Raw genomic sequence first — 15,512 nt, 5'->3', positions numbered from 1 at the left:
CCCGGGCCCGCCCCCGCCCCCGCCCCAAGCGCGGCGGCATCCGCGCCGGCAGCGCAAGCCGGGCAACCGCCCCGCACCGCGAAGGCGGAAGGCCCCGCGCCGCAGATCCGCCTCGGCGGCGTGTCCATCAACAAGGGCAACATCAACTTCTCGGACTTCTTCGTCAAGCCGAACTATTCGGCAAACCTGACGGACATGAAGGGCTCCATCTCCAAGGTGTCGTCGTCGGACCCGACGCCCGCGGATATCGTGCTCAACGGCCGCCTGGACGACGACGCGCCGGTGAGCATCAGCGGCAAGCTCAACCCGCTTGGCGAGCAGCTGTTCCTCGATATCGCGGCCAAGGCGGCCGGTGTGGAACTCACACGCCTGACGCCGTATGCGACCAAGTACGCGGGGTACCCGATCACCAAGGGCAAGCTTACGGTGGACGTCGGCTACAAGATCGAGAATGGCAAGCTGGACGCCCGCAATCACCTCTACCTCGACCAGCTCACGTTCGGCGATCGCGTCGATAGTCCGACGGCAACCAAGCTGCCCGTGCTGCTTGCGGTCTCGCTGCTCAAGGACCGCAACGGCGTGATCGACGTGAACCTGCCGGTATCGGGCTCGCTGTCCGATCCCGAGTTCAGCATCGGCGGCGTGATCGTGCGCGTCATCGTCAACCTGCTCACCAAAGCCATCACATCGCCGTTCTCGCTGATCGCGTCGGCATTTGGCGGCAGTGGCGAGGAGCTCGGCTATATCGAGTTCGCGCCGGGCAGCGCGACGCTGTCGAAAGACGCGCAGGAGAAGATCGCGACGGTGGCCAAGGCGCTCAACGACCGTCCGTCGCTGCGGCTCGAGATCAGCGGCCGCATCGATCCCGCGACCGACGCCGACGGCGCGCGCCGCGTGTGGCTCGACCAGCGTGTGGCCGAGCAGAAGGAACGCGAGCTGCGCCGCAGCGCGCGCTCCGGCGGCCAGGCGGATGAGGACGAAGGTGGCGAGCAGGGCGCGAAGCTGAAGGTCACGCCGCAGGAATATCCGAAGTACCTGGAGGCGGTCTACAAGCGCGAGTCGTTCAAGAAACCGACGAACATGATCGGCCTGACCAAGTCGCTCCCTACCGCGGAAATGGAAAAGCTGCTGCTCGAGAACGCGCCCGTCACCGAGACCGAACTGCGAGCGCTTGCCGAGCAGCGCGCGCTGGCCGTCAAGCAGGCGCTGGAGCGCGAGGGCAAGGTGCCCGATGCGAAGCTCTTCCTGACCGCGCCGAAGCTGAATGCCGAGGGCATCAAGGACAAGGGCGGACCCAACCGCGTGGATTTCTCGATCCGGCAGTGAGCGTCGTCCAACACGGGGCCGCTACCGGGTCGCTAACGGGTAGCGACTCGGTGTCAATCGGGCCGCAATACGCGCGCGCAGGGGGGGCGTCCCCCAATGCGCGGTATCATGCGGCCCGTTCCTATTATTTTTCCGGAGAGCCGTTTTGCAGCAGGAAGCCGTCGCCTACAAGACCTGGGTTTGTGTGATTTGCGGTTGGGTGTATGACGAAGAGCAGGGCTGGCCCGAGGACAACATCGCGCCGGGCACCCGCTGGGAAGACATCCCCGCCGACTGGCGTTGCCCCGAGTGCGACGTCGGCAAGGAAGATTTCGCGATGATCGAACTCTGATTCGATCCACCGTTTCAAACGCCGTCCTCCGCAAGACAAAGCGTTTGCCGCCTCTCGCACAACGTGTGGAGAGGCTTGCCGCGTGTACTGCTTCCGCTCCGCTTGCCCCGCTATATCAGCATCGGCAGCACTTCCAGCACCAGCACGCCCATCATCAGCCCGATGATCACGCCGCAGCAGCGGCAGCTGATCTTCAGCGCTTTGGCGGCTACCGGCACCGCGCCCATCGCGAGCATTCCGACGAGGGCCATCGGGAGCAGAAACACAAGATCGTGCGCCTGTAGATGAAACATGGCGGTCTCCTTTCTTGTCTCTTTGTTCTTCCAGTATAGGCCGTGTGTGGCGAATACAAGGCAGTCCGCCTCAGGGTTGTCCCTATCTTCGCGTTCAAAGGTGGCGTCCCCGATTCATGCGCATTCCATGTCGCGGAATCATGGCAAAGGTGTCCTATGCTGGACTCACGAAGGCGAAGGGATAAGGAGGCCATCATGGAACTTCACATGCATTCGCACCACTACGTGCGCCGGCTGCCGGACTGGAGTGCCGCGGCAGTGTCAGGCGTGGCGGGCGGCGCGTTCCTGATCGTGCTGGAGCTGTTCTGGGCGTCGATGCTGTCGGGCGTCAATCCATGGGTGCCCACGCGCATGATCGCGGCCATCGTCTTGGGTCAGGACGTGATGCAAAATTCGCTGTTCAGTATCGGCACCGTCGGCGCGGCTCTCGTGATCCACTTCGTGCTCGGCGCGGTACTTGGCATGGTGCTCGGCGCGATCATGGCGCCGTTCCACCTCGACTCGAGCCCGGGCATGGCGGTGCTGGCCGGCGCGGTGTTCGGCGTGGTCGTGTACCTGTTCAACTTCTACGTGATGACGAGCGCCTTCCCCTGGTTCGTGGAAGCGCGGGGCTGGCATACGTTGATCGCGCACGTGCTGTTCGGCATGGTGATGGCCATCTGCTACTGGAAGCTCGAATCCCGTGATGTAATGCACTGATCGGGTTGCGTGTCCCGCGCGGCGACCGGCCGCGCAGAGGAGAGTGGATATGGCAATCGCCATTGCGCTCGTGGTCCTCGTCGCCGCCTCGGTGCTCTTTCACTTCCTGAGTCCGTGGTGGGCGACCCCGCTGGCGTCCAACTGGAAACAGATGGACGACACGCTGACCATTACCCTCATCATCACCGGCGTCTTCTTCGTCGTCATCAACCTCCTGCTCGGATACATCGTCTGGCGCGACCGGCATCGCGAAGGGCATCGGGCGCACTATGCCCCCGAAAACCGGCGCCTCGAATGGGGACTGATCGCGATTACCACGGTCGGCATCATCGCGCTGCTCGCGCCGGGGCTGTTCGTCTACGCCGACTACGTGCGGCCGCCGCCGCAGGCCATGGTGCTCGAGGTGGTGGGCCAGCAATGGCAGTGGGCCTTCCGTTTCGCGGGCGCCGGCGGCCAGCTCGGTACGTCCGACATGCGCTTCGTCAGCGCGACCAATCCGCTCGGCGTCAATCCGGACGATCCCAACGGGCAGGACGACGTGATCGTCGTCGGCCCGGAAGTACATCTGCCGCTGAACCAGCCGGTCAAGGTGCTGCTGCGGTCGAAGGATGTCCTGCATGACTTCTATGTGCCGCCGTTCCGCGCGCGCATGAACATGGTGCCGGGCATGATCACGTCTTTCTGGTTCACGCCGACGCAGACGGGGCGCTTCGACATCCTGTGCGCGCAGCTCTGCGGCGTCGGGCACTACAACATGCGCGGACACGTGGTCGTCGATGAGCCCGCCGCTTTCGCCGCGTGGCTGCAGCGCCAGCAGACCTTCGCCATGACGCAGGTGCGCGCCCCGGCGCCCGTGGCCGCCTCGCCGACTGCAGCGGGTGGTGCGGGTGGTGCGGGTGGTGCGGGTGGTGCGGGTGGTGCGGCGGCGGCGGGATTGATCGACCAGGGACGCGCGCTCGCGCAAAGCAAAGGCTGCGTCGGATGCCACAGCGTCGACGGCGCGCCGGGCGTCGGGCCGACGTGGAAGGGCCTGTACGGCAAGACCGAAACGTTCGCGGACGGGAGCACGGCGCCCGTTGACGATGCCTTCCTGAGGCACGAGATCGAGGATCCGCACTCGCGGCTGGTCAAGGGCTACGGTCCCCTGATGCCGAAGATGCCGGTGACGGAGGAAGAAGTGGCCGCGCTGACCGCGTACATCCGCGCGCAGGGCGCCGCGGTACAGGGCGTGGCGAACGGTGCGCCACAGGCGGGAGCGAAGTAGAAGAGACAACACGGGAGGTCACGCATGAGCCACGCCGAAGATGCCGCGGACCATGGGCCACGGAGCTTCTGGACGCGTTATGTCTGGAGCCAGGACCACAAGGTGATTGCCGTCCAGTACACGATCGTCGCGATCTTCGTGGGGCTGGTGGGCGTCGCGCTGTCCAACCTGATGCGATTGCAGCTCGGCTTTCCCGGGCACTTCTCGTTCATCGACGCCAACCGTTACTACCAGTTCGTGACGATGCACGGAATGATCATGGTGATCTACCTGCTGACGGCGCTATTTCTCGGCGGCTTCGGTAACTACCTGATCCCGCTGATGATCGGCGCGCGCGACATGGTGTTTCCCTACCTGAACATGCTGAGCTTCTGGGTGTACTTTCTCTCGGTGCTCGTGCTGCTGGCCAGCTTCTTCGTTCCGGGGGGGCCCACGGGCGCCGGCTGGACGCTGTATCCGCCTCAGGCGATCCTGCCGGGGACGCCCGGCTACGACTGGGGCATCATCCTGATGCTCGTGTCGCTGGTGATCTTCATTGTCGCGGCGACCATGGGCGGCCTCAATTACGTGACGACGGTGCTGCAGGCGCGCACCGAGGGCATGACCTTGTTGCGCATGCCGCTCTCCGTGTGGGGCATCTTCATGGCGACGATCCTCGCGCTGCTCGCTTTCCCCGCGCTGTTCGTGTCCGGCGTGATGATGCTGCTCGACAAGACGCTTCACACGAGCTTCTTCATGCCGGCGATGGTGTCCATGGGACAGCAGCTCGACTACAAGGGCGGCAGTCCGCTGCTGTTCCAGCATCTGTTCTGGTTCTTCGGCCACCCCGAGGTCTACATCGTCGCGCTGCCCGCGTTCGGCATCGTGTCCGATCTCGTGAGCGTCCATTCGCGCAAGAGTATTTTCGGATACCGCACGATGGTGTGGGCGATTCTCGCCATCGGGCTGCTGTCGGTAGTCGTGTGGGCCCACCATATGTTCGTAAGCGGCATGAATCCGTACTTCGGATTTTTCTTCGCCACGACCACGCTGATCATCGCGGTGCCCACGGCCATCAAGGTCTACAACTGGGTCATCACGTTGTGGCGCGGGGATATTCATTTCTCCGTGCCGATGCTGTTCGCGATCGCGTTCATCAGCACGTTCGTGATCGGCGGGCTGACGGGCTTGTTCCTTGGCAATGTCAGCGTGGACATTCCGCTGTCGAACACATATTTCGTCGTCGCGCATTTCCATATGGTGATGGGCGTGTCGCCGATTCTCGTCGTATTCGGCGGCATCTACCACTGGTACCCGAAGGTCACGGGCCGCATGCTAGACGACACGATGGGCCGCATCCATTTCTGGATCACGTTCATCGGCACCTACGCGATCTTCTTCCCGATGCACTACCTCGGCATCCTCGGTATGCCGCGGCGCTACTACGCGTACGAGAACTACGCGTTCATTCCCGAATCGGCGCACCTGATGAACATGTATATCTCGATCGCCGCGTTCATCGTGGCGGCGGCGCAGTTGCTCTTCGTGTTCAACCTCGGATGGAGCCTCGTGCGCGGCCGGGCGTCCGGGCCCAACCCGTGGCGCGCCGCATCGCTCGAATGGCAGACGCCGCAGACGCCGCCGGCGCATGGCAACTGGGGGCCGCACCAGCCCGTCGTGTATCGCTGGGCCTATGCGTACAGCGTGCCCGGCGCGCGCGAGGACTTCATCGCGCAGAATGCGCCGCCCGATGCGGGCGGCGGGGAACCGGAACCGCATCCGAGCCGGGGGGCAGTGGCATGAAAACCGAATCGAACTTCGCCGCCGGGGGCGCCGGCGCGGGCGGCGGCGATGGTGGCGCGTTGTCGGGCGATGCGCGGCACGAGGCGCGCACGCCGATGCCCGGCAGTGTCGGCCTGTGGGCGTTCATCGCGGTGGTCACCTCGCTGTTCTCGCTGTTCCTGGCCGCGTACGTCATGCGCATGGACAGTCCCGACTGGCATCGCATCGCGCTGCCCTTGCAGACGTGGCTTTCGACGGGGCTGCTGGTGGGCGCATGCGTGGCGATGGAGGTGGCCGCGCGGCTCGCGCCGATGGGGCGCATGGCGCCCGCCCGCCTGGCGCTGCGGCTCGGCGGGGCCGGGGCGATCGCGTTCGTGGCCTCGCAGCTCTGGGCATGGGAGGCGCTGTACGCGATGCACGTGGTGCCCGCGAACAATCCCGCCGGCAGCTTCTTCTATCTGCTGACGGCCATGCATGGGTTGCACATGCTGGGCGGCATCGCCGCATGGACGATGGTCGTGACCGATCGCGGCAGCGGGCCGCGGACGCTGATGCGTATTCGGCTATGCGCGCGGTACTGGCATTTCCTGCTGGCGGTGTGGGCCGTGTTGCTCGGTGCCCTGGGCTGGCTGACGCCCGAGATCGTGCGTTACCTCTGCGGTACCGCGTGAAAGGAAGGAGACGCCATGACTGCGCCACTCTCTACCGCGCACGATCCGCTGGCAAGGTTGCCCGAAGGCTTCCGCGGATTGATCGCCGACTGGTCTTCGGACCAGCGCGCGTTCAAGGTGTCCTGGGGCAAGGCGATGATGTGGATCTTCCTGCTGTCGGATACCTTCGTCTTCAGTTGCTTCCTGACGGGCTACATGACCGTGCGGATGTCCACCACGGTGCCGTGGCCGAACCCCAGCGAGGTCTTCGCGCTGTCGTTCGGCGGGCAGCCCGTGCCGCTGATCCTGATCGCCATCATGACCTTCGTGCTGATCACGAGCAGCGGCACCATGGCGATGGCCGTGAACTTCGCCTACCGGCGCCAGCGCCGCGAGTGCGCGATGCTGATGCTCGTGACGGCGCTGTTCGGCGCCATGTTCGTCGGCATGCAGGCCTTCGAATGGACCAAGCTGATCGTGGACGAGGGCGTGCGGCCGTGGGGCAACCCCATGGGCGCCGCGCAGTTTGGCTCGACGTTCTTTATGATCACGGGATTCCACGGCCTGCACGTCACGTGCGGCGTGATCTATCTGCTCGTGGTGGCGCTGCGCGTGCTCGGCGGGCACTACGAGCGGTCCGGTAATTACCAGATCGTCGAGATCGCCGGCCTGTACTGGCACTTCGTGGATCTGGTGTGGGTGTTCATCTTCGCGCTGTTCTACCTCTGGTGAGGTGTCCCATGGAAGCCAACCTACCCGCCACGCATGGCGCGCAACACGGCCAGCAGCACCCGATCAGCCTGTATCTGAAGGTGTGGGTGTTGCTCTTCATCCTGTCGGCGATGTCGTACGCGGTGGACTACTTCCACGTGCAGGGCTATCTGCGCTGGGCGCTGATCCTGATCTTCATGGCGGCCAAGGCGGGCCTGATCATCGCGGTGTTCATGCATATGGCATGGGAGCGGATGGCGCTGATCTGCGCCATCCTGCTCCCGCCGTTATGCCTGCTGGTCCTCGTGTGGCTGATGGCCGAGGAGGCCAACTTCACGTTCCTCACGCGGGGCGCGTTCTTCCGGTAGCGGAGCGCGTGCGCGTCAGACCTGCGTGATGAACTTGGTCACGAGGTAGCCATCGAACGTCTCCTGGCCGCCTTCGCTGCCGATACCCGAGTCCTTGATGCCGCCGAACGGCGTCTCGGCGAGCGCCATGCCGAAATGGTTGATATTGACCATGCCGGCTTCCAGCCCGTTCGACACGTAGTTGGCGGTCTTCAGCGAGTTCGTGAACACGTACGAGGCCAGGCCGAACGGCAGGCTGTTCGCGCGGCGCAGCACCTCGTCGGTGTCCTTGAAGCGCACGACAGGGGCCACCGGACCGAACGGCTCGTCGGTCATGAGCTTGGCGTCGTCGGGCAGGTCCGTGATCACGGTCGGCGCGAAGAAGTAGCCCTTGTCGCCGATGCGCGAGCCGCCGGCCACGATCTTGCCGCCGCGGTGGTTGGCGTCGTCGAGGAACTGCTCCATCGAGGCAATGCGGCGCTCGTGCGCGAGCGGACCCATCTGGGTGCCATCCTCGAGGCCATTGCCGACCTTGATCGAGCCGATGACTTCGGTAAAGCGCGCCAGGAACTTGTCGTACGCGCCTTGTTGCACGTAGAAGCGGGTCGGCGACACGCACACCTGGCCGGCGTTACGGAGCTTGAAGCGGGCCAGCATCTCGGCGGCCGGTTCGATGTCGGCGTCGTCGAACACCAGCACCGGCGAATGGCCGCCCAGTTCCATCGTCACGCGCTTCATGTGGGCGCCGGCCAGCGCGGCCAGCTGCTTGCCCACCGGCACGGAGCCCGTGAACGAGATCTTGCGGACGATCGGCGATTCGATCAGGTACGTCGAAATCTCGCCTGGCACGCCCCACACGATGTTCAGCACACCCGGGGGCAGGCCTGCATCGTGGAACAGCTGGGCCAGCGCGACCACGGCGCTGGGCGAGTCTTCCGGGCCCTTCAGGATCAGCGTGCAGCCGGCGCCGATGGCCGACACCATCTTGCGAATGGCCTGATTGAACGGGAAGTTCCACGGCGTGAAGGCCGCGCAGACGCCGATCGGCTCGCGCACGACGATCTGGCGCACGTTGGGTTGGCGCGGCGGAATCACGCGGCCATAGATGCGGCGGCATTCCTCGGCGTGCCATTCGGCGTGTTCGGCGCAGATCATGACCTCCGCGACGGCCTCGGCGAGCGGCTTGCCCTGATCCAGCGTGATATTGCGGCCGATGTCCTTGGCGCGCTCGCGGGTCAGTTCCGCCACGCGCCGCAGGATCTTCGAGCGGTCCAGCGGCGAGGTCTTCTTCCACGACTCGAAGGCCCGCTGGGCGGCGGCGAGGGCGCGGTCCAGGTCGGCGCGGGAGGCGTGCGGCAGCTTGCCGATGACTTCCTGGGTGGCCGGGTTGAGCACGTCCTGCTCGCGCCGGTCGCCGCCCTTGACGAATTCTCCGTCGATATAGAGGGCGAGATCCTGGTACATGCGTGTCTCCTGTGGTGCGGCACCGCAGCAATGGGGGCGCCGGCGGGTTGGGCGGGAACGGTTTCTGGAAACGGGGTTGGCACAGCGAAACCGCAAGCTTACCGCGTGCGCGTGCAACGCGCATCATCATCAGCCATGCACCGACATGGATCGCCCCGGCATCCCCCTATAATCGGCGCATGAAACCAGACGCCAGACTGACCACCGGCCCGATCGGCCGCACACTGCTAACGTTTTCGCTCCCCGTGCTCGGCAGCAACGTGCTGCAGTCGCTCAACGCGTCGGTCAACGCGGTCTGGGTCGGGCGCTATCTCGGGGAAGCGGCGCTCACGGCGACCTCCAACGCGAACATCGTCCTGTTCTTCCTGCTCGGCGTGGTGTTCGGCATCAGCATGGCCAACACCATCCTGATCGGGCAGGCGGTGGGGGCGCGCAATATCGCGGAGGCGAAGCGCGTGGTCGGGACCAGCACGACGTTCTTCGTGCTGCTTTCGGTCGTCGCGGCCGCGCTCGGCTACGTCTTCACGCCAGCCATCCTCGCCGCGATGCATACCCCGGCCGATGCCACGCCGCTGGCGGAAGTGTACCTGCGCGTCATCTTCATCGCGCTGCCGTTCATGTACTTCTACAACTTCGTGATGATGGCACTGCGTGGCGCCGGGGATTCGCGCACGCCGTTCTACTTCATGCTGCTGTCGGTGATCATCGACGTGGTGCTCAATCCCGTGCTGATCTTCGGCGTGGGTCCGATCCCACCGCTGGGCATCGCGGGCTCGGCGCTGGCCACGCTGATCGCGCAGGTGACAAGCCTGTTCGCGATGATCGCGCTGCTCTATCGCCGCAAGCACTTCCTGCTGCTCCGTCGCGGTGAGCTTCGCCTGCTGCGTCCCGATGGCGCGATCCTGCGCGCGCTCGTGACCAAGGGCCTGCCGATGGGCCTGCAGATGGTGGTCATCTCTTCGTCGGCGATCGTCATGATGTCGCTCGTCAATACCTACGGTTCGCAGACGACCGCGGCCTATGGCGTGGCATCGCAGTTATGGACATACGTGCAGATGCCCGCGCTGGCCGTCGGCGCCAGCGTGTCGTCGATGGTCGCGCAGAACGTCGGCGCAGGGCTATGGGCGCGCGTGACGCGCATCACGCAGGTCGGCCTGCTGTTCAACGTATTCATGACCGGCGCGCTGGTGGCGCTGCTCTACGTGTTCAACCGCCATTCGCTGAGTCTGTTCCTCGGCGACGACAGCCTCGCCATTTCCACCGCCCAGCATATCAACCACGTGGTGCTGTGGTCGTTCATCCTGTTCGGCTTCACGATCGTGATCTTCGGCACCGTGCGCGCAACGGGCGCCGTCATGGCGCCGCTCGTTATCCTCTTCGTCTCGATGTGGGGCATCCGGCTGCCGTTCGCGTGGGTGCTCGGCGACCGTATCGGCGCCGAGTCGATCTGGTGGAGCTTTCCGCTTGGCTCGACCGTCTCCGTCCTGCTGGCCTGGGCGTATTACCGCTTCGGCAACTGGCGGCGCGCGCATATCCTGCCGGAGGCGCCGGCCCCCGCCGCGATGGGGCAGGCCGCGGACACGAGCATGGCCACGCCCTGCGAAGACGCCGCGAGCGAAACCGTCACGCCGACGGCGGCGAGTCCCCGCTGAAGTAGGGCGATAGTCTCCAGTCATTCATCGCGATTTCACATGAGAGACATTTGCGCGCCCGTGCAAATGTCCGCGTCCGCCATCGCCTGTCTATCGCGGGTCCATCGCGTGTAAGGCAATCGAAAGATTGCTTCCGCCAATTACGCGGACCTTCGCTTTCAATCCCCTTTCGACGCACCGCACCATCGATTCTTCGTGCCCGTGCATCGATATATCACGACGTGATGTAATGCAAAAAGCCGCGTTTTTCAGCGGTCATCGTCGTCTCTCGGTGAATACCCTAAACACCAGACAACTGAAAGGCGGCTGAAAGATCGCGTCTCTACTGTTCGTCCCATCGTGCCGACCGCACCCGTTTTGTTTCGGTTGTGCTCGCATCTCGCGCCAGAGCCGGCGCACTACGCGAGTGGCATGGTTTGATAAACGTTGAGGAGATTCGCTTTGCGCATACGCAGCCAAAAGGATTTCGCCTCCGGCCTGATGTTCATTCTGGTCGGCCTGAGCTTTTCCTTCGTCGCGCGCGGTTATTCCATGGGAACTGCCGCGAAAATGGGCCCCGGATACTTTCCGTTCCTGCTTGGCCTGGTTCTGGCCCTGCTCGGCGTGATCGTGACGATCGGCTCCCTGAGCACCAAGGGTGAGGAAGATCAACTGGCCCGCTGGGACCTGAAGACGCTGTTGTGGATTCTGGGTTCGGTGGTGCTGTTCGGCCTGCTTCTGAAGCCGCTCGGCATGGTGTTGTCGGTGTTCGTGCTGGTGGTGATCTCGTCGATGGCGAGCCACGAATTCAGCTGGAAGGGTGCGTTGTGCGCGGGCGTCGTGCTGGTACTGATCAGCATGGGTGCCTTCGTCTACGGTATCAACCTGCAGATGCCGGTGTGGCCTGCTTTCATTACGGGCTAAGGGGCGCACGCAAATGGAATTGTTCGACCACCTTGCCCTGGGCTTCTCCACGGCATTGAACCTGCAGAACCTCGCGTATGCGTTCCTGGGCTGCGTGCTCGGCACGCTGATCGGCGTTCTGCCGGGCCTCGGGCCCCTCGCGACCATCGCGATGCTGCTGCCCGTGACCTATTCGCTGCCGCCGGTGGCCGCGCTGATCATGCTGGCCGGTATCTACTACGGCGCGCAGTACGGCGGCTCCACCACGGCCATTCTGGTGAACCTGCCGGGCGAATCGTCGTCGGTGGTGACCACGATCGACGGCTACCAGATGGCACGGCGCGGACGTGCCGGTGTGGCACTGGCGACCGCCGGCCTGGGCTCGTTCTTCGCCGGTTGCGTGGCCACGCTGATCCTGGCCGCTTTCGCCACGCCGCTGTCGGAACTCGCGTTCAAGTTCGGCCCCGCCGAATACTTCTCGCTGATGGTGCTGGGCCTCATCGGTGCGGTGGTGCTGGCTTCCGGCTCTCTGCCGAAGGCCGTGGCGATGATCGTGCTGGGCCTGCTGTGCGGCCTGATCGGTACCGACGTGAACTCTGGCGCGGCGCGCTTCTCGTTCGACGTGCCTGAGCTGACCGACGGTATCGACTTCGTGGCGCTGGCCATGGGTATGTTCGGTTTCGCGGAAATCATCGCGAACCTCGAGCAGAAGGAAGCCCGCGAGACGTTCACGAACAAGGTGACGAACCTGTTCCCGACGAAGGAAGACTTCCGTCGCATGATCCCGGCCGTGCTGCGTGGCACGTTCCTGGGCTCGGCACTGGGTATCCTCCCGGGCGGCGGTGCGGCGCTGGCGTCGTTCGCGGCTTACTCGCTCGAGAAGAAGACCTCGAAGTACGCGCATGAATTCGGCAAGGGCGCCATCGAAGGCGTGGCGGGTCCGGAATCGGCGAACAACGCCGCGGCGCAGACCTCGTTCATCCCGCTGCTGACGCTCGGCATTCCGCCGAACGCCGTGATGGCGCTGATGGTCGGTGCAATGACCATCCATAACATCCAGCCGGGTCCGCAGGTCATGACGAGCAACCCCGCGCTGTTCTGGGGCCTGATCGCCTCGATGTGGATCGGTAACCTGATGCTGATCATCCTGAACCTGCCGATGATCGGTATCTGGGTGAAGCTGCTGACCGTGCCGTATCGCTTCCTGTACCCCGCGATTCTCACGTTCTGCTGCATCGGCGTGTACTCGGTGAACAACCAGACGTTCGACGTGTTCATGGCTGCGGCCTTCGGCGTGATCGGCTATCTGTTCCTGAAGCTCAAGTGCGAACCCGCGCCGCTGCTGCTCGGCTTCGTGCTGGGACCGATGATGGAAGAGAACTTCCGCCGCTCGCTGCTGCTGTCGCGTGGTGATTTCAGCGTGTTCTTCTCGCGTCCGCTGTCGCTGGGCCTGCTGATCGCCGCCGCCGCACTCGTCGCAGTCGTTGCGCTGCCGTCGATCAAGGCGAAGCGCGAGGAAGCGTTCCAGGAAGAATAGCGCGCCGCGCTACGGAACTACGCCGCCACTCCGGCGTACACAACGCAAGCTTTAGGGGTGCCACGCGCACCCCGCTTTTTTGGCGTGTCAGCATGATAACCACCATGAAACCGCCTCCGTTGGACCGGGTCGTATTCCGGCTTTACATTCTGAAGCTCGTACAGGCCAGTCCGGCGACGGTGTTCAATCTCGTCGAGCGGTTGCGCGATCGCGGCATCGACAAGAACATCCGCGCGCTGCGGCCGATCCTGCGTAGCCTGATGATGGCGCGCGCGATTACCGCGGAGCTTGTGGAAGGAAACGGTCGCGTCTACTGTATTACCGATTCCGGACGTGCCGAGCTCGATGCTTACCTGTCGCACCTCGCCGTGCTGCGCGATGACATCGAGGATGTGGAGGAAAGAAAAAACGCCGCGTGAGCGGCGTTTTTTTCTTGCAGCGGTAGAAGCGGCTTACTGAGGTGGCTTACTGAGCGGCGACAGCCGAAGCCGGTGCGGTCGGGGCAGTGGTCAGCGGCTGCGTGACCAGTTCCTGCGAATCGCCCGCGCCCGTGCTGCTCTGTGCCACCAGCACCTTGATGCTGTTCGGCACCACCGCGCCAATGCCGTCAACAGGGATCGTCGTGATCAGCCAGTCAGCGTTCTTGTCCAGCGTCAGCGCGCCCGAGTCGAAGATCACGTTCTTCGTGCCGGCCGTGGTGATGCGCAGACGGTAGGTACCCGAGTCGAAGTAAATCGAGTCCGAACCGGAAGCCGGGTTGGCATTCTTGTACGAGATGGCGCCGAGCGTCGGGCTGACCGAGTTGAGGTCGATCGCCGGGGCCGTGATGTACATGTCGATGTTTTGTGCGTTCAGCGCGGCATTGAAGCCACGGACGCGCGCCTTGTCGGAGGTCAGGCCCTTGTCATACGGATCGTCGATCACCACGAGTTCCGCACCCGACGAGCCCGGCGTCGCGATCAGCGAATACTTGTGGCCGGTCGCGCCGTTGATGGTCGTCTGGCCGATTACGGTTTGCGTGCCGGCGACGCGCAACTGGAACAGGTTATTGTCCTTCGAGATGTCGAAGTACGCGGAGACGAACTTGTAGGGCGCGTTCGAGACTTGCGTCGGCGCGCCGTTCTGGAACAGGTCAACGCGCACGCCGACCGGCACCGTGTTGAGCAGCCGCACGGACGGCTTCGAAATGCCAAGGCGGTCGTCGACGCCGTCGTCGCCACCGCATGCCGCCAGCAGTGCCGTTGCAGCAACCACCAATCCCAGGGTCAATTTATTCTTGAAGCTTGTCATGGATTCACCTCGCCGTTGTGGAAAATAGCGCGCGATGCAGCCGTGCCGGGGCAGCGGTGAGGCAGCTGAAGAAGTCGCGCATGCCGTGATGCAACGATAGGCATGTCGAGGCGTGGCGAGGAGCCGCACGGCTCCGAAATCCATGTCGGAAGAATCCCACAATCTGGTTACATTCCGGACACACGCGAAGCGGAACGAAATGCCGCGATGCCAGACGAGACAAGGGCTGGACGCGATGCGGCAATCTTTACATCGTGTCCGCCGGCAGGGAAAACTTACACCATGACCACCTGATTGCGGCCACTGCGCTTGGCCTGATAAAGACCCGAGTCCGCCGCTTCGACGATGCTGCTGAATACGCTGTCGGTCTCGGGCACGATGACCGCGCCGCCGATACTCACCGTCACGAATTCGCTGTTGGGTGAGCCGCTGTGCGGGATCTTCATGCCTTCGATCGCACGCCTGACTTTCTCCGCAAGCAGGCGTGCGCCGCCGGGCGATGTCGAGGGGAGGATCATCGAGAATTCCTCGCCGCCGAAGCGCGCGGGCAGATCCGCGGGACGCGTGCAGTTGTCGCGAATCACGCTCGCGACGCGGCGCAGCACGTCGTCGCCCGCCACGTGACCATAGGTGTCGTTGTACGCCTTGAATGCATCGACATCGAGCATCAGCAGCGCGAGCTGCGTCTGTTCGCGTTGCGCGCGGCGCCATTCGGCCCCGAGGTATTCGTCGAAGTAGCGCCGGTTGGAGAGGCCCGTGAGGCCGTCCGAATTCGTGAGCCGTTGCAGTTCGAGGTTGGTCTCCAGCAACTGCTGCTGGCTTTGCCGCAAGGCCCGGTAGGCCTCGTCGCGCTGGAGCAGGTTCAGGTACGAGCGCGAGTGATAGCGAATGCGCGCGATGAGTTCGATGCTGTCGGGAAGCTTGACGAGGTAGTCGTTCGCGCCAGCCGCGAAGGCCGCGCTTTTCATCGTCGGCTCTTCCTTGGTGGACAGCACGATGATCGGGATGTCCCGCGTGCCGGGATTCTCGCGATAGCGCCGCACGAGCGTGAGGCCGTCGGTACCGGGCATCACGAGGTCCTGCAGGATCACCGTGGGCTGCGTGCGCTCCGCCACGGCCACCGCTTCCTCGGGCTGCGCGCAATAGTGGAAATCGATATCGGACTCGCCCGCGAGCGCGCGCCGGATCGCCTCTCCGATGATGGCCTGGTCGTCCACCAGCAGCACCATCGAGAGGTACTCGCTATTGGCCCCCGCGTCGGCCGAATCGTTGTGTCTAGACATGTTGTGCTTCCTGAATCTTCTT

The 15,512-nt window shown here is 64.2% G+C and carries 16 protein-coding genes; 12 read left to right on the top strand and 4 right to left on the bottom strand.

Going from position 1 to position 15,512, the window contains the following annotated elements; genetic code table 11:
• A partial coding sequence (locus tag KHP16_RS28075; protein WP_211961627.1) for a DUF748 domain-containing protein occupies positions 1 to 1,326 on the top strand: 1,326 nt, incomplete at its 5' end.
• Between the two features lie 145 nt (positions 1,327 to 1,471).
• The gene (locus tag KHP16_RS28070; RefSeq protein WP_109584954.1) at positions 1,472 to 1,657 is read left to right on the top strand and encodes a rubredoxin; all 186 of its coding nucleotides are present in this window, start codon (positions 1,472 to 1,474) and stop codon (positions 1,655 to 1,657) included.
• A 110-nt stretch (positions 1,658 to 1,767) separates the two neighbouring features.
• Here the strand turns inward: KHP16_RS28070 and KHP16_RS28065 are convergent, their stop codons facing one another.
• Positions 1,768 to 1,950, bottom strand: a complete 183-nt coding sequence (locus KHP16_RS28065) for a hypothetical protein (RefSeq protein WP_109584955.1) — start codon at positions 1,948 to 1,950, stop codon at positions 1,768 to 1,770.
• Positions 1,951 to 2,145: 195 nt separating this feature from the next.
• On the opposite strand from KHP16_RS28065, the gene KHP16_RS28060 reads away from it, so the two are divergent.
• The 6 genes from KHP16_RS28060 to KHP16_RS28035 are packed head-to-tail and all read left to right on the top strand — an operon-like array spanning position 2,146 to position 7,403.
• Positions 2,146 to 2,649 carry a hypothetical protein gene (locus KHP16_RS28060; protein WP_121492248.1) on the top strand — a complete coding sequence of 168 codons (504 nt, stop codon included), beginning with the start codon at positions 2,146 to 2,148 and terminating at the stop codon, positions 2,647 to 2,649.
• A 49-nt stretch (positions 2,650 to 2,698) separates the two neighbouring features.
• Positions 2,699 to 3,913 carry a cytochrome c oxidase subunit II gene (locus KHP16_RS28055; RefSeq protein WP_211961625.1) on the top strand — a complete coding sequence of 405 codons (1,215 nt, stop codon included), beginning with the start codon at positions 2,699 to 2,701 and terminating at the stop codon, positions 3,911 to 3,913.
• Positions 3,914 to 3,937: 24 nt separating this feature from the next.
• Positions 3,938 to 5,695 carry a cytochrome c oxidase subunit I gene (gene ctaD, locus KHP16_RS28050; protein WP_109584958.1) on the top strand — a complete coding sequence of 586 codons (1,758 nt, stop codon included), beginning with the start codon at positions 3,938 to 3,940 and terminating at the stop codon, positions 5,693 to 5,695.
• A complete protein-coding gene (locus tag KHP16_RS28045) occupies positions 5,692 to 6,345 on the top strand; it encodes a cytochrome c oxidase subunit 3 family protein (RefSeq protein WP_415831396.1) in 654 nt (217 codons plus the stop codon). Before ctaD ends, KHP16_RS28045 begins: the two co-directional genes overlap by 4 nt.
• Before the next feature lie 15 nt (positions 6,346 to 6,360).
• Entirely contained in the window at positions 6,361 to 7,056 is a 696-nt protein-coding gene (locus KHP16_RS28040; protein ID WP_109584959.1) for a heme-copper oxidase subunit III family protein, read from the top strand.
• A gap of 8 nt (positions 7,057 to 7,064) precedes the next feature.
• The gene (locus tag KHP16_RS28035) at positions 7,065 to 7,403 is read left to right on the top strand and encodes a cytochrome C oxidase subunit IV family protein (protein WP_109584960.1); all 339 of its coding nucleotides are present in this window, start codon (positions 7,065 to 7,067) and stop codon (positions 7,401 to 7,403) included.
• Positions 7,404 to 7,418: 15 nt separating this feature from the next.
• Here KHP16_RS28035 and KHP16_RS28030 read toward each other — a convergent pair whose 3' ends face one another.
• Positions 7,419 to 8,846 carry an NAD-dependent succinate-semialdehyde dehydrogenase gene (locus KHP16_RS28030; protein WP_109584961.1) on the bottom strand — a complete coding sequence of 476 codons (1,428 nt, stop codon included), beginning with the start codon at positions 8,844 to 8,846 and terminating at the stop codon, positions 7,419 to 7,421.
• Between the two features lie 179 nt (positions 8,847 to 9,025).
• Here KHP16_RS28030 and KHP16_RS28025 point away from each other — a divergent pair, with 179 nt between their 5' ends.
• From KHP16_RS28025 to KHP16_RS28010, 4 genes are all read left to right on the top strand, one after another.
• Complete coding sequence (locus KHP16_RS28025) at positions 9,026 to 10,498, top strand: MATE family efflux transporter (RefSeq protein WP_211961623.1); 1,473 nt, start codon at positions 9,026 to 9,028, stop codon at positions 10,496 to 10,498.
• Between the two features lie 441 nt (positions 10,499 to 10,939).
• On the top strand, positions 10,940 to 11,401 hold the full coding sequence (locus KHP16_RS28020; RefSeq protein ID WP_109584963.1) for a tripartite tricarboxylate transporter TctB family protein: 462 nt from the start codon (positions 10,940 to 10,942) through the stop codon (positions 11,399 to 11,401).
• 13 nt (positions 11,402 to 11,414) lie between these two features.
• Positions 11,415 to 12,917, top strand: a complete 1,503-nt coding sequence (locus tag KHP16_RS28015; protein WP_109584964.1) for a tripartite tricarboxylate transporter permease — start codon at positions 11,415 to 11,417, stop codon at positions 12,915 to 12,917.
• Positions 12,918 to 13,021: 104 nt separating this feature from the next.
• Positions 13,022 to 13,336 (top strand): helix-turn-helix transcriptional regulator, encoded by a 315-nt coding sequence (locus KHP16_RS28010; RefSeq protein ID WP_109584965.1) that lies wholly within the window; start codon positions 13,022 to 13,024, stop codon positions 13,334 to 13,336.
• A 46-nt stretch (positions 13,337 to 13,382) separates the two neighbouring features.
• On the opposite strand, the gene KHP16_RS28005 is transcribed toward KHP16_RS28010, so the two are convergent.
• Both KHP16_RS28005 and KHP16_RS28000 read right to left on the bottom strand, forming a co-directional pair.
• Positions 13,383 to 14,207, bottom strand: a complete 825-nt coding sequence (locus KHP16_RS28005) for a DUF4397 domain-containing protein (RefSeq protein WP_109584966.1) — start codon at positions 14,205 to 14,207, stop codon at positions 13,383 to 13,385.
• Between the two features lie 275 nt (positions 14,208 to 14,482).
• Positions 14,483 to 15,490, bottom strand: coding sequence for a response regulator (locus KHP16_RS28000; RefSeq protein WP_115954156.1), 1,008 nt, complete (start codon positions 15,488 to 15,490; stop codon positions 14,483 to 14,485).
• Positions 15,491 to 15,512: the final 22 nt, after the last annotated feature.

It is taken from the genome of Cupriavidus plantarum, assembly GCF_905397285.1.
Classification (GTDB): Bacteria; Pseudomonadota; Gammaproteobacteria; order Burkholderiales; family Burkholderiaceae; genus Cupriavidus; species Cupriavidus plantarum.
This window is presented reverse-complemented; position numbering and strand designations above follow the sequence as displayed.